Source organism: Streptomyces sp. ITFR-6 (assembly GCF_031844725.1).
Taxonomy (GTDB): Bacteria; Actinomycetota; Actinomycetes; order Streptomycetales; family Streptomycetaceae; genus Streptomyces.
Genome location: NZ_CP134612.1, coordinates 295,281 through 309,697 on the forward strand (window position 1 = coordinate 295,281; position 14,417 = coordinate 309,697).

Annotated in this window: 7 protein-coding genes and 3 pseudogenes; 9 read left to right on the plus strand and 1 reads right to left on the minus strand. The window is 72.9% G+C overall.

Annotated elements, in window-relative coordinates; genetic code table 11:
• Positions 1-29 precede the first annotated feature (29 nt).
• Positions 30-1,587: pseudogene (locus RLT59_RS01140) on the plus strand (ABC transporter ATP-binding protein).
• A 62-nt stretch (positions 1,588-1,649) separates the two neighbouring features.
• Here RLT59_RS01140 and RLT59_RS01145 read toward each other — a convergent pair.
• On the minus strand, positions 1,650-1,868 hold the full coding sequence (locus RLT59_RS01145; RefSeq protein ID WP_311301604.1) for a hypothetical protein: 219 nt from the start codon (positions 1,866-1,868) through the stop codon (positions 1,650-1,652).
• A gap of 382 nt (positions 1,869-2,250) precedes the next feature.
• Here RLT59_RS01145 and RLT59_RS01150 point away from each other — a divergent pair, with 382 nt between their 5' ends.
• The 8 genes and pseudogenes from RLT59_RS01150 (at position 2,251) to RLT59_RS01185 (ending at position 14,401) form a co-directional block, all read left to right on the plus strand.
• Entirely contained in the window at positions 2,251-3,024 is a 774-nt protein-coding gene (locus RLT59_RS01150) for a condensation domain-containing protein (protein ID WP_311301605.1), read from the plus strand.
• A 338-nt stretch (positions 3,025-3,362) separates the two neighbouring features.
• Positions 3,363-4,580, plus strand: coding sequence for an IS110 family RNA-guided transposase (locus RLT59_RS01155; protein ID WP_311301606.1), 1,218 nt, complete (start codon positions 3,363-3,365; stop codon positions 4,578-4,580).
• Between the two features lie 107 nt (positions 4,581-4,687).
• Positions 4,688-7,975: pseudogene (locus tag RLT59_RS01160) on the plus strand (amino acid adenylation domain-containing protein); the annotation flags it as partial.
• Between the two features lie 464 nt (positions 7,976-8,439).
• Positions 8,440-10,512 (plus strand): non-ribosomal peptide synthetase, encoded by a 2,073-nt coding sequence (locus tag RLT59_RS01165; RefSeq protein WP_311301607.1) that lies wholly within the window; start codon positions 8,440-8,442, stop codon positions 10,510-10,512.
• Positions 10,415-13,219 (plus strand): non-ribosomal peptide synthetase, encoded by a 2,805-nt coding sequence (locus RLT59_RS01170; RefSeq protein ID WP_311301608.1) that lies wholly within the window; start codon positions 10,415-10,417, stop codon positions 13,217-13,219. Before RLT59_RS01165 ends, RLT59_RS01170 begins: the two co-directional genes overlap by 98 nt.
• Positions 13,195-13,302 (plus strand): annotated as a pseudogene (locus RLT59_RS01175) (phosphopantetheine-binding protein); the annotation flags it as partial. The gene RLT59_RS01170 and the pseudogene RLT59_RS01175, both read left to right, overlap by 25 nt.
• Positions 13,303-13,490: 188 nt before the next feature.
• Positions 13,491-14,198 carry a thioesterase domain-containing protein gene (locus tag RLT59_RS01180; protein WP_311307577.1) on the plus strand — a complete coding sequence of 236 codons (708 nt, stop codon included), beginning with the start codon at positions 13,491-13,493 and terminating at the stop codon, positions 14,196-14,198.
• The gene (locus RLT59_RS01185; RefSeq protein WP_311301609.1) at positions 14,195-14,401 is read left to right on the plus strand and encodes an MbtH family protein; all 207 of its coding nucleotides are present in this window, start codon (positions 14,195-14,197) and stop codon (positions 14,399-14,401) included. Before RLT59_RS01180 ends, RLT59_RS01185 begins: the two co-directional genes overlap by 4 nt.
• The last annotated feature ends 16 nt before the right edge of the window (positions 14,402-14,417 follow it).

A 14,417-nucleotide genomic window follows, 5' to 3' on the forward strand; every position in this document is an offset into this window, starting at 1 on the left:
CACGGCGTGAGCACGGTGGGATGGACTCCATGCCGAAAGCGCTTGCGCCCGTCTCCGCCGAATCCCTGGCCCCCTTCGACCACCTGGACCACCGCTACTGCGGTGAGAACCCGGTACGCACCCTCGGTCATCTGTTCCGCCCCGACCGCGGCCGGCTGGCACTCGCGGTGCTCGTCTTCGTCGTGAAGCACAGCCCGATCTGGCTGCTTCCACTGATCACCGCGACCGTCCTCGACGTGGCGTCCGTGGAACAGATGATGCAGCAGAGCGCGGACATGGGTCTCGCGCCGTGGTGACCCTGATCGGCGGCCTCGTCGTCATCGGTGTGCGCGTACCGGCGTTCCTGCCCGTCTTCCTCATGGTGGTGCCGGCCGCCGGGTTCCTGGTGATGAAGCTGCGCGCGCGGCTGCGCAGCCACGACGAGTCCTTCCGCCGGGAGGTCGAGCAGCTCTCCTCCCGGGTGGGCGAGATGACCACGCTGATCCCCATCACCCGCGCCCACGGACTGGAGCGGACCGCGCTGGGCCGGGTCGACGGTTCGCTCCGCCAGGTGTTCGCGGCCGGGCTTCGCCTGGACACGGTCAACGGCCGGTTCGGCTCGCCGGCCTGGGTCATCCTCAACACGCTCGGGGTGCTGTGCCTGACGGGCTCCGCCCTGGTCGCCTATCACGGGTGGATGCCGGTCATCGCGGGCGACGTGGTGATGCTCAGCTCCTTCTTCACCGTGCTGACCGGTTCCGTGACCACGCTGCTCGGTCTGGCTCCGGTGCTCACCAAGGGCCTGGAGTCGGTGCGTTCGGCCGGCGAGGTGCTCCAGGCCCCGGACCTGGAACAGAACGCGGGCAAGGCGCAGGTGGAGCGGGTCACCGGCCATATCGACTTCGAGAACGTCGGATTCGCCTACGACGAAGCGGACCCGGCGGTCGCCGGATTCACCCTCTCGGCGCGGCCGGGCGAGACGATCGCGCTGGTGGGCGCCTCGGGCGCGGGGAAGTCGACCGTACTCAACCTGCTCATCGGCTTCTCCGGCCCACCTCCGGCCGCATCCTGCTCGACGGCGTCGACATGGCCGGGCTCGACCTGCGCAGCTACCGGCGTTTCCTCTCGGTGGTGCCGCAGGAGTCGATCCTGTTCGAGGGCAGCATCCGCGACAACGTGACGTACGGGATGGGCGACTCGGACGAGGCCACCCTGACCCGCGCCCTGGCGGACGCCAACGCCCTGGAGTTCGTACGGGAGCTGCCGCTCGGCCTGGACACGGTCGTCGGCCAGCGGGGCGCACGGCTCTCGGGCGGTCAGCGGCAGCGGCTCGCGATCACCAGGGCGCTGATCCGCGACCCCCGGGTGCTGGTGCTCGACGAGGCGACCTCCGCGCTCGACAACCGCTCGGAGGCCCTCGTCCAGGAGGCGCTCTCCCGTCTGGTGCACGGGCGGACCGTCTTCGTCGTCGCCCACCGCCTCTCGACGATCCGGAACGCGGACCGCATCGTGGCGATGGAGGGCGGCCGGATCGCGGAGGTCGGTTCGCACAACGAACTGCTGGACAGCGGCGGGGTGTACGCGGGGCTCCAGCCGGCCCGCCCCTGACACACGCCTGAAGTCCTCGTCCGGGTCATGCCGGGCGGGGCGTGAGGACCCGGTGGCCCGGGTCAGGGGCGCACGGTGCAGAGAGCCAGCAGGCACAGGTTGAAGCCCTGTACGCCGTGGTAGGCGGGCACGGCCCAGGCCGCCGGCTGCGCCGCCCGTATGGAGCCGCCGGCCGGGGCCGTCCGCCCGGCCGCTCCCGCACCGGCCGCCGACGTGATCACCAGTACTCCCGCGGCTGCCAGGGCCGCACACCAACGCGGGACTGCTGAGGGGATGTTCATGGACGCTCCAGAGATCTCGTGAGTACTCGACATCCGACATGGACGATGCGAGGCCGACGGGCCCCCGGCTTGCCCGACGGCTCGCATTGATTACTCATCCGACTGATACGCACTCGTGAAGCGCAAACCCCTCCCCCACCACGCTATGTCCCGCGTCACACCACCAATCCAACACCTCTGTGACTCCGAACGACTGATGTGACAGCCCAATTGGGGCGACGGTGGCATTTCCGGAGGTGTGCGGGGCCGTGCTGGTGCGTCAGAGGTGTGGTTCACAGCAGCGATGCGTGAACGCGCCCCGGCCCGTACTCATTCCGCCCTGCCCCGGCGCTCCGCCACGGGCCGTCCCCGCACCGCAGGCCTTCCACAGAGGTGAGAACGCGTGACCGACGCACCGCACACAACGACTTCGCATGATGATGTTCCGCTGACCTCGGCCCAGCGTGGCATCTGGTTCGCGCAGCGCATCGGCGCGGACAGCGCGGCGTACAACGTGGCCGAGTACGCCGATGTGCGGGGACCGCTGGACCCAGCCGTCCTGCGGACCGTGGTCGGCCGTGTGGTGGACGGCACCGAAGCGCTGCGGGTGACCTTTATCGAGCGTGACGGCGTTCCCGTACGACGGGTGCACCGGACCGGCGCCACGGACCGGTCTCCGCTCGACGTCCCGCTGGTCGACCTCTCGGGCCATCAGGACCCCCACGGCGAGGCGTTGCGGCGGATGGAGACGGCGCTGCGGCAGCCCGCTGACATCGCCACCGGCCCGCTGGTGCGTCTGACCCTCTACCGCCTCACGCAGACGCGGCATCTCTTCCACCAGCAGGTGCACCACCTCGCGCTCGACGGCTACGGCGCCGCCCTGGCGCTCGCCCGGATCGCCGACGCCTACACCGCCGCGCTCACCCCGTCCGGGGCGGAACCACCGCTGACCGGCGGTGCGCTCGCGCCGCTCATCGACGAGGAACGCGCCTACCGGGCGTCCGGGTGGCACTCCGAAGACCGCGAGTTCTGGACGCGCTATCTGTCGGGCTCCCCCGTTCCCGCCCGTCCGGACGCGGGTCACTGCGGGTTCGCGCCGAGGTGCCGCCCGGCCGGGCGGACCGGCTGCGCGCAGCGGCCAGGGAGTCGGGGGTGGGCTGGCCGACGTTCTTCATGACCGCGCTGGCCGTCTACACGCACCGGAGCCGAGGAGTCGGCGAGGCCGTCCTGGGCCTGCCGGTCACGGCGCGGCGCCCCCGTTATGTTTTTCGCGGTCCTGCAATGGGGCCGCTGGCCTCCGGGCCCGGCATGACTTGGTCCCCCTGTCCGAGATGACCTGGGGGGTGGTGTCACCGGGCCCGGGGGTGTTCGTCGGAGACGCTGATCAGAGGTCCGGCCACCGTCCGGTCCGGCGCAACGCCGGACAGTTCGCGGGCGGCAGGTCTGCATAACGTGGATGCGCGAGCACGACACCCGAGCCGAGGCCAGCACCGTCAAAACCCCTGGAAGGGCGCGATGTTCGAGATCGAAGACGTGGGCGTGTTCCTCGGCCTGGACGTCGGCAAGTCCGCCCACCACGGACACGGACTCACCCCGACCGGGAAGAAGGTTTTCGACAAGCCGCTGCCCAACAGCGAACCCAAGCTGCGGGCCGTGTTCGACAAGCTGACCGCGAAGTTCGGCACCGTCCTGGTCATCGTGGACCAGCCCGCCTCCATCGGCGCCCTGCCCCTGGCCGTCGCCCGCGACGCAGGCTGCCGCGTCGCCTACCTGCCCGGCCTGGCCATGCGCCGCATCGCCGACCTCTACCCAGGAGAGGCCAAGACCGACGCCAAGGACGCAGCCGTCATCGCGGACGCCGCACGAACCATGCCGCACACCCTGCGCTCGCTCGAACTGACCGACGAGATCACCGCCGAGCTGACCGTACTGACCGGCTTCGACCAGGACCTCGCCGCCGAGGCCACCCGCACCAGCAACCGGATACGCGGCCTGCTCACCCAGTTCCACCCCTCCCTGGAACGCGTCCTGGGACCGCGCCTGGACCACCAAGCCGTCACCTGGCTCCTGGAGCGTTACGGCTCCCCGGCCGCCCTGCGCAAGGCCGGCCGCAGCCGGCTCGTGGAACTGATCCGCCCGAAGGCCCCACGCATGGCCGCTCGACTGATCGATGAGGTCTTCGACGCGCTCGACGAGCAGACCGTCGTCGTCCCGGGCACCGGCACCCTCGACATCGTCGTCCCCTCCCTGGCCGCTTCCCTGACCGCCGTGCACACCCAACGCCGGGCTATGGAAGCCCAGATCAACGCCCTGCTGGAGGCCCACCCTCTTTCCCAGGTCCTGACCTCGATGCCCGGCGTCGGCGTCAGGACCGCCGCTGTCCTGCTGACCACCGTCGGCGACGGCACCAGCTTCCCCACCGCCGCACACCTGGCCTCCTACGCCGGCCTCGCACCGACGACAAAGTCGTCGGGCACCTCGATCCACGGCGAACACGCACCCCGAGGCGGCAACCGGCAGCTCAAACGCGCGATGTTCCTCTCCGCCTTCGCCTGCATGAACGCCGATCCGGCCTCCCGGACCTACTACGACAGACAACGAGCCCGCGGCAAAACCCACACCCAAGCCCTCCTCCGCCTCGCCCGCCAACGCATCAGCGTCCTGTTCGCCATGCTCCGCGACGGCACCTTCTACGAATCCCGGACACCGAAGGACGTCGAGCTCGCCGCATAACCCCAGCACCCCGAACCACACCAAACCCGACAGGGCCGCCTTGACGAAGGACATAGAGGCACCCCCTGGCCCGTGCCACGCCGGGCATGCTCAGCTCCATCCTGCCGATGCGTCTGGCGCTCGCCCCGTCCGACCGGGTGTCCGACGTGGCGAAGCGGGCGTCGGCGGAGGCCCGCAAGGTGCTGCGGCATCAGCGGTACGCGACGGAGGAGCTCCGGAACGATCTCGGACTCACCGGTACGGATGTGCCGTTGAGCGGCCCCACGGTCAACATCCTGGCGTTCGACGACAGTCTCAGCTTCGGCCCGCACCGGGCCACGCTGCACAACCTGTCCATCGGCCCGGTGGACGGTTTCGCCGTCGCCGTGCACGCCTCGTACGCGGACGGCGGGCTCCACATCGACCTGCACGGCAACTCCGCCCGCTACACAGCCGAGGAGCTGGCCGGGCACCACCGCCGGCTGTGCCGGCTGATCGAGCAGTTCACCGACGACCCGTCCCGCACGGTCGGCTCGCTGGACTTCCTCAGCGAGGCCGAACGCCGGCTGGTCCCGGGCCTGGCCGCGCCGCACCGCGCCTCCCCCGACAGCACCGGCAGTGTGCCGGTCACCCTGCCCGAGCAGCTCGACCGGCAGGCACTGGCCACCCCGCACGCGACCGCGGTCGTCTCGGGGAGCACCCGGCTGACGTTCGCGGAGCTGAACGGCCGGGTCGACGCCCTCGCCGCGGTGCTGGCCGCCGCCGGGGCGCTGCCCGGCGCGAAGATCGCCGTCGGCCTGCCCCGTTCCACCGAACTCGTCGTGGCGATGCTGGCCGTGATGCGCGCGGGAGCCGCGTACCTGCCGCTCGACCCCTCGTATCCGGCGGAGCGGCTCGCCCTCATGATCGAGGCCTCGGCCCCGGCCGCGCTGGTCGCGCGCTCCGGGTCCGCGCACGTCATCGATCCCGCACGGGCCCTGCCGCTGGTGGATCCGGAGCTCGTCCGGCAGGAGCCCGATGTGAGCACACCGGTCGGCCCCGGGCCGAGGGACGCCGCGTACGTCATCTACACCTCCGGCTCCACCGGAAGGCCCAAGGGCGTCGTCGTCGAGCACCGCTCGCTCAGCAATCTTCTCGAACACCACCGGCAGGAGTCCCACGCCCTGGCGGAGGAGACCTACGACCGGGGGCTGCGGGTCACTGTGACGGCGGCCACCTCCTTCGACGCGTCCTGGGACCCCGTTCTGTGGATGGCGGCGGGACACGAACTGCACATCATCGACGACGACGTCCGGCGCGATCCGCAGGCGCTGGTGAACCACCTGGTGCGGGAACGGATCGACGCCATCGAGACGACACCCACCTATCTGCGGCAGATGCTCACCGCCGGCCTGCTCACCGCCCCTGACCACCGGCCCCGTGTCATCGCTCTCGGCGGCGAACCCGTCGACGAGGCCCTGTGGAGGGAGCTCTCCGAGCGGGACGATCTCCTCGTCTTCAACTTCTACGGACCGACGGAGGCCACGGTCGACGCGGTCACGACCCGGATAGCCGGCCGGAACCCGGTCATCGGACGGCCGGTCACCGGCGCCCGCGCCTATGTGCTCGATCCCTCGCTCCACCCGGTACCGCGCGGCGGCAGCGGTGAGCTGTACCTCTCCGGGGAGGGCGTGGCCCGCGGCTACTCCGGACGGCCAGGACTCACTGCGGAACGCTTCATGCGGGACCCGTTCGGGCCGTCCGGCGGCCGGATGTACCGCACCGGGGACCTCGCGCGGTGGGGCGACGACGGGATGCTGGAGTTCCTCGGCCGCGGCGACGGCCAGATCAAGATCCGCGGTCACCGCGTGGAGACCGGCGAGATCGAGGCGGCCCTGCGCCGGCTGCCCGGGGTGAGCGAGGCCGCGGTGACGCCGGTCGCGGTACCGGGTGGCGAGGAGCGCCTCGCCGCCTATCTGGTGCCCACCGACGCGGGTGCCGCCCTCGGCCTCGAAGCCGTACGGGACGCCCTTGCCCTGGTCCTTCCCGGTCACATGGTGCCGTCCGCCTACGCGACGGTGGAACGGCTGCCGCTCACCCCCAACGGCAAACTGGACCCCGGCCGGCTGCCCCGGGCCCGCCCGGTGGCCGTCCGGGGCGGCGCGCCGCGCACACCGCAGGAGGAGCGGATGTGCGCCGCGTTCGCCGAGTGCCTCGGCCTGACCGAGGTGGGCCGGGACGACGGCTTCTTCCTGCTCGGCGGACATTCGCTGCTGGCGACCCGTCTGGTGGGCCTGATCCGGACAGAGTTCGGCGTCGAGCTGCCGATCCGGGCCCTGTTCGAGGCACCCACGCCGGCCGGGCTCGTCGCGCTGCTGGACACCGCGCCGCCCGCGCGCCCCGCGGTGGGCCCGGTGCTTCCCCGCCCGCGGCGGCTGCCCGCCTCGTTCGGGCAGCAGTGCCTGTGGATCACGGAGGCGATGGGCGACGCCGGAGCGGCCTACCACATGCCGCTGGCGCTGCGCCTGTCCGGCGCGCTGGACCGGGACGCCCTCCGCGCGGCGCTCGATGACGTCGTCACACGGCACGAGAGCCTTCGAACGGTCTTCTCCGAGGACTCCGAAGGGGTCCGGCAGCACGTACGTGAACCGGGTGCGGCCGGTTCGCTCCTGGTCGTGCGGGAGGCCTGCGCCGTGCGCGACGTACGGCCCGACCCCGCCCCGTTCGCGCTGGACCGCGAACCGCCGCTGCGCGCGGAGCTGTTCCCGACGGGCGCCGATGAGCACGTGCTGCTGCTGGTGCTCCACCACATCGCCGCGGACGGCTGGTCGGTCGGCCCGCTGCTGCGGGACCTCTCCGCCGCCTACGCCGCCCGCACCCTTGGCAGTGCGCCCCGGTGGGAGCCGCTGCCGGTGCAGTACGCCGACTACGCGCTGTGGCAGCGGTCGCTGCTCGGGGACCCGGGGCAGCCGGACAGCGTGGCGGGACGCCAGCTCGCGCACTGGACCACTGCGCTGGAGGGCCTGGCCGAGCAGTCCGGATTCCCCTCGGACCGGGCGCGGCCGGCCAGGTCCTCCGGCCGTGGCGGGCGTGTCCCGGTCGTCGTCGGCCCGGCCGCGCACCGGGCGCTGCTCGATCTGGCCGCAGAGAGCGGGGCCAGCGGGTTCATGGTCCTGCACGCCGCGCTCGCGGCCCTGATGAGCAGGCTGGGCGCGGGCGACGACATCGCGATCGGGACCCCGGTGGCGGGCCGCACCGACGAGAGCCTCTCCGAACTGGTCGGGTTCTTCGTCAACACCCTGGTACTGCGGGCCGACACCTCCGGAGCACCGAGCTTCCGGGAGCTCGTGGCGCGGGTGAAGCACACCGACCTCGCGGCCTACGCGCATCAGGATCTGCCCTTCGAGCGCGTCGTGGAGGCACTGGCCCCGGAGCGCTCCGCCTCCCGGCATCCGCTCTTCCAGGTCATGTTCAGCCTCAACAACACCCCCGTTCCCCGCCCGGAGCTGCCGGGCCTCACGGTCGGCCACGAGTCCTCGGTGCGCGGCACGGACGCCAAGTTCGATCTCACCTGGGACCTGGCCGAGCGCTTCGACGGGGCGGGGTGCCCACCGGGATCGAGGGGGAGCTGGAGTTCAGTCACGATCTCTTCGACCCGTCCACGGCGAAACGGTTCGCCGAGCACTTCTCCCGGCTGCTCACCGGCTTGCTCGCCGGTCCGGACGGGCCCGCCGACGACGTCTGCTTCCTCACCCCGGCCGAGCGCGCCGAGGCCCTCGACGAACCGTCGCGGCAAGCCGGCACCCGCCCGTCGCCGGGATCCTCCGACAGCGGCCTCCCGGACCGGACGGTGCTGGACGTCCTGGCCGCGCGCGCCGCCCTGCAGCCCGGCCGTACCGCCGTGGTCTCGCCCGACGGCCGGCCGGCCTTCGGTGAGCTGCTGGCCCGCACCGAGGACCTCGCCCGGCGCATCCGGCAGGCGGGGGCCGGCCACGGCGACCGGGTGGCCGTCGCCATGCCCCGTACCACCGGGCACATCGTGGCGCTGCTGGCCGTACTGCGCGCCGGGGCCGTCCACGTACCGCTGGACCCCGCCCAGCCGGCGGCCCGCAACCAGCTGATCCTCGACACGGCCGCGCCCCGGCTCCTGCTGACCACGGCCGGCACGGAGAGCTCCCTTCCCGCGACGACGCCCCGGCTGCTCCTGGACGGGCCGGTTCCCGGGGGCGCCGCCGCAGGTCCGCTGCCGCCCGCGCCCCGGTCGGCGGACGCCGCGTACCTCCTGCACACCTCGGGCTCCACCGGGCTGCCCAAGGGCGTCACGGTGGAGCACGGCGCCCTGGCCGCCCTGTACGCGAGCCACCGGGAGCGGCTCATGGAACCGGCGGAGGCCTTCAACGACGGCCGTCCGCTGCGGGTCGCGCTGACGGCGGCCATGACCTTCGACGCCTCCTGGGACCCGCTGCTCTGGATGATCGCCGGACATGAACTCCACCTGGTCGACGACGCCGCCCGGCGGGATCCCGAGGCTCTCGCCGCTCTGGTCCACGACCGCGCGATCGACGTCATCGAGACGACCCCGTCCTTCCTGGGACAGCTCGCGGCGAACGGTCTGTTCACCGCCGAAAGGCGCCGCCCGAAGGTGGTGGCGCTGGGCGGCGAGGCCCTGGGTGACCAGCTCTGGGAGGAGCTCGCCGCGCTCCGCGACGTCACCGTGTGGAACCTCTACGGGCCCATAGAGACCACCGTCGACAGCGTGATGGGCCGGGTTGTCCCCGGCGTCCGCCCGCATCTGGGCCGTTCGGTCGCGGGCACCCGGGCCCGGGTTCTGGACGCCCGGCTGCGGCCGGCCGCCCCGGGCACGACCGGCGAGCTCTATGTGTCGGAGGCAGGGCTGGCCCGCGGCTACGAGAACCTCCCGGCCGCCACCGCGTCCCGCTTCGTCCCCGACCCGTACGGGGCTCCCGGTGCCCGCATGTACCGCACCGGCGACCTCGTATGCCGGCAGGACGGGCTGCTGGTCTTCGTGGGACGGGCCGACGGCCAGGTCAAGGTCCGGGGTTTCCGGGTGGAGACCGGCGAGGTCGAGAGCGTGCTCGCCGGCCATCCGGATGTGGACCGGTGCGCGGTCGCCGCGGTCGCGGGGGCGGACGGCGGCGGGCGGCTCGCCTGCTGGGTCGTCCCGAGGAACGGCAGCCGTCCCTCCGCGCGCGAGCTGCGTTCCTTCGTGGCGGAACGGCTGCCCGCGTACATGGTGCCGGCCACCGTGACGCTCCTCCGCTCGATGCCACTGACACCGCACGGCAAGGTCGACTTCCGGGCGCTCCCGCTGGGCGAGGACGCCCCGCCCCGCCGGGACGCGGACGCTGACGGGGCGACAGCGCAGTCGCCGCGATCGCCGCGGGAGGAGATCCTGTGCGCGCTGTTCGCCGAGTGCCTGGGCCACGAGCACGTCGGCAGGGACGAGGACTTCTTCGAACTGGGCGGCCACTCGCTGCTGGCCACCCGCCTCGTCGGCCGGATCCGGACCGCCTTCGGTGCCGAACTCCCGTTGCGCGCGCTCTTCGAGTCCACGACCCCTGCGGCCCTCGCGAGACGACTGGACGGGGCGGACGGGGCCCGGCCCGCGCTGCGTCCGACGGTGCGTCCCGCTCGCCCCGCACTGTCCCCGGCCCAGCAGCGGCTGTGGTTCCTGCACCAGCTGGATCCGGAGGGAGCCTCGTACCACATCGCCTTCGCCGTGGATCTGGACGGCGTGCTGGACCGTTCCGCGCTGCGTCTGGCCGTGGCGGACCTGGTGGCCCGGCACGAGAGCCTGCGGACCCTCATCGCCGTCCACGACGGCGAGCCGTTCCAGGCCGTCCTTCCCCCCGACCGTGCACGGCCCGCCATGCCGGTCCGGACGGTGCCGGAAGGAGAGGTCCGGACCGGCACTGCGCGAGGCGGCGGGGCGTCCGTTCGACCTGGCCCGTGAGATCCCGCTCCGCGCGGAGCTGTTCCGCACGTCGGCGGAACGCCACACGCTGCTCCTGGTCGTGCATCACATCGCGGCCGACGGATGGTCGATGGGCCCGCTGGCGCGGGACCTGGCCGAGGCCTACGCGGCCCGGACCGCCGGGCGGCCGCCCGGCCGGGCACCGCTGTCGGTGCAGTATCCGGACTACGCCCTGTGGCAGCGCGGCCTGCTGGGGGAGACCGACAGCCCCGACTCGCTGATGTCTGGCCAACTGGCCTACTGGAAGGCGGAGATGGCGGGCGCGCCGGAGGAGACACCGCTGCCCGCCGACCGCCCCAGGCCGGTCGTGCCGAGCGGCCGGGGCGGTTCGGTCGCCTTCCGTGTTCCCCCGGCGACGACGGCGGGCATCACGCGGCTGGCCAGGAAGTCGGCCGCCAGCACCTTCATGGTGCTGCACGCCGCGCTGGCCGCCGTTCTGCACCGGACCGGCTCCGGTGACGACATCACCATCGGTACCCCCGTGGCGGGCCGGACCGACGAGGCGCTGGAGCCGCTGGTTGGGTTCTTCGTGAACACCCTGGCCCTGCGCGACGACATGAGCGGCGGCCCGGACTTCGACGAGCTGCTGGCCCGGGTGCGGGAGACCGATCTCGCCGCCTACGCCCACCAGCACCTTCCGTTCGAGCGGCTGGTGGAGGAGGTGCGGCCGGCGCGTTCGCTGAGCCGCCATCCGCTCTTCCAGGTGATGCTGACCCTCAACAACACCCTGCCGCCCCGCGCGGAGCTGGCCGGACTGCGTAGCCGCGTCCACGAGGTCGATACGGCGGCGGCCGAGTTCGACCTGTCGTTCAGCTTCACGGAACGGCAGGACGGCGACTCCGACGGCGGCACCTTCCTCGACGGCACGCTGGAGTTCGGCCGGGACCTCTTCGACACCGCCACCGCTCGCCGGATCACCGAGTGGTTCCTCACCCTGACGGCGCACGCGGTCGAGGCGCCGGACACATTGCTGGCCGATCTGCCGGTGCTGGCCGGCCCGGAGCGGTCCCGGCTGCTCGCCCTCGGCTACGGCGGCGACGGCGCGGCCGAGGCGGGAACCGTCCTGTGCCGGTTCGCCGAGACGGTCGCCGCACACGGCGAGGCCGTCGCGGTGGTCGCCCCGGACGGCGAGGCGACCTTCGCACGGCTCGACGCCCGCTCCGACCGCATCGCGGCCCTGCTGCGCGCCGAGGGTGTCCGGCCGGGTGCGTGCGTCGCGGTGCTGCTGCCCCGGTCCCTCGACTCCGTCGCGGCGCTGCTCGGTGTGCTGAAGGCGGGCGCGGTCTACGCGCCGCTCGACGCGAGCCTCCCGGACGGCCGGATCGAAGCGGTGCTGGACAACGCCCGGCCCGCGCTGGTCGTCGTCGCCGGGGCGACCGGGCACCGGCCGGCCGGCCGGTGGCGTCGGCTGGTGCTCGGCGGCGCCGGGGAACCGGAACCGGCCACCGCCACTCCCCCGCCCACGGTCCGCCCGTCCCCGGGCGACGCCGCGTACCTGATCCACACCTCGGGTTCCACCGGCCGTCCCAAGGGAGTACGGGTGGGACACGGTTCGCTCGCACGCCTGCTGGACCATCACCGGCACCAGGTCTTCGCACCCGCCGTCCGGGCGCGCGGAGGGCGACGGCTGCGGGTGGCGCTGACCGCGGCGCTGTCCTTCGACGCCTCCCTCGACCCCCTGCTGTGGATGATCGACGGTCATGAGCTCCATCTGCTGGACGACGGCACCCGACGCGACTCCGAGGCCCTGGTGGACGCCGTGCGCTCCCGGGAACTCGACGTCCTGGAGTCGACCCCGACCCATGTCGGCCATCTCCTGGAGGCGGGGCTGCTCTCGGCCGGAAGGGGCCATCGCCCGACGGCCCTGATCCTCGGCGGCGAGGCGGTCCCGGCCGCGCTGTGGACGGCGCTGCACGGCATTCCGGACGTACAGAGCTGGAATTTCTACGGTCCCACGGAGGCCACTGTCGACACCCTGGTCGCCCGGATCTCCGACACGGTCCGCCCGGTGCTCGGCGGGCCCATGTCCGGCACCCGGGTCTCGCTGCTCGACGAGCGGCTGCGCCCGGTCCCGCCGGGCGTGACCGGGGACCTGTACCTCTCGGGAGAGAGCCTGGCGCACGGCTACCACAACAGGCCGGCCGAGACCGCCCGCGGCTTCGTTCCCGACCCCTACGGCCCCGCGTCCAGCCGGATGTACCGCACGGGCGACCGCGCGGTGCGCGCGCAGGACGGCTCGCTGCTCTTCACCGGCCGCGGTGACGGACAGATCAAGGTGCGCGGCTTCCGGGTAGAACCCGACGAGCCGGCGACGGTGCTGACCACGCATCCCGATGTCGTGGCCGCCGCCGTGGTCGCGCGCGGGGACGGCACGGCGGGGACCCGGCTCGACGCCCATGTGGTGCTGTCCGTCCCGCCGGAGGGTGAGAGCGCCCCGGCGGAGCCCGAACGCCTCGCGGCGCTCAGGGAGTACGCGGCCCGGCAGCTGCCCGGTTACATGGTCCCGTCCGGCTGGCAGTCCCTGGACCGCCTCCCGCTCACCCCGAGCGGGAAGCTGGACCGCAACGCGCTGACCCGCCCGGTGCCCCTCGCTGTGACGGACACCGCGGGTCGCACCCCCGCAGCCCTCGCGAGGACGTCCTGTGCACGCTGTTCGCCGAGGTGCTCGGCGTCGAACGCGTCCTGATCGACGACGACTTCTTCGCGCTGGGCGGTCACTCGCTGCTCGCGACCCGGCTGGCCGGACGCATCAGGACCGCGCTGGGCGTCGAGCTCAGCATCCGCACCCTGTTCGAGGCGCCGACGGTGGCCCGGCTCGCGGAACGGCTCCTCGACGGCGCACAGGACAGCCCGCTGACGACGCTCCTCCCGCTGCGGACCACGGGTAGCCGGCCCCCGCTGTCTGTGTCCACCCGGCGGGCGGGCTCGCCTGGTCCTACGCCGGTCTGCTGCCCCATCTGGATCCCGGCCAGCCGGTGTACGGGCTGCAGACGCCGAATCTGGACGGCGGCGAACCGTTCCCGGAGAGCATCGAGGAGATGGCCGCCGTCTGCGTGCGCGAGCTCCGCGCCGTACAGCCGGCCGGGCCGTACCACCTGATGGGCTGGTCCTTCGGCGGCAACGTGGTGCAGGAGGTCGCGGTCCAGCTCCAGGAGGCCGGGGAGCAGGTGGCGCTGCTCGCCATTCTGGACGCCTTCCCGCTGGCTCCGCTGGACGACCTCGACAACGCGGACCGGGACACGGTGTTCCGGGCGCTGCTCTCCAACATGGGGGTGGGCGAGGAGGACCTCGGCCAGGAGGGCCCGGTCGAGGCGGGCGCCGTACGGGACGCGTTCCGCCGCAGCGGGAGCCCGCTCGGTTCGCTGGAGCCCGCCGTCATCGACGCGATGGTGGACAACTTCGCCGGCCAGGCCCGGCTGATGCGCACATACACACCCCGGCGCTTCGAGGGTCCGGCCCTCTTCTTCACCGCCACCGAGGGCCGCCCCGCCGGCACCTTCGGACTCGGCCTCTGGGCCCCGTACATCAGCGGCCCGGTCGAGAACCACGACGTGGCGTGCGCGCACGCCCAGATGATGCGGCCCGACGCCCGCGCGCGGATCGGGACCACGCTGGCCGCCGCACTCGGCGCCGGCCACGACACCACTCAGGGAGAGACCCGATGACCAACCCCTTCGACGACCCGAAGACCCAGCACCGTGTCCTGGTCAACGACGAGGACCAGCACGCCCTGTGGCCCTCCTTCGCCGAGATTCCGGCAGGGTGGCGGCCCGTGTACGGGCCCGCCGGCCACGCCGCGTGCCTGGACTACGTCGAGGTGCACTGGACGGATCTGACGCCCAGGAGCGCCCGCGTCGCCATGGCCTGACCCGCCCGATCAACGC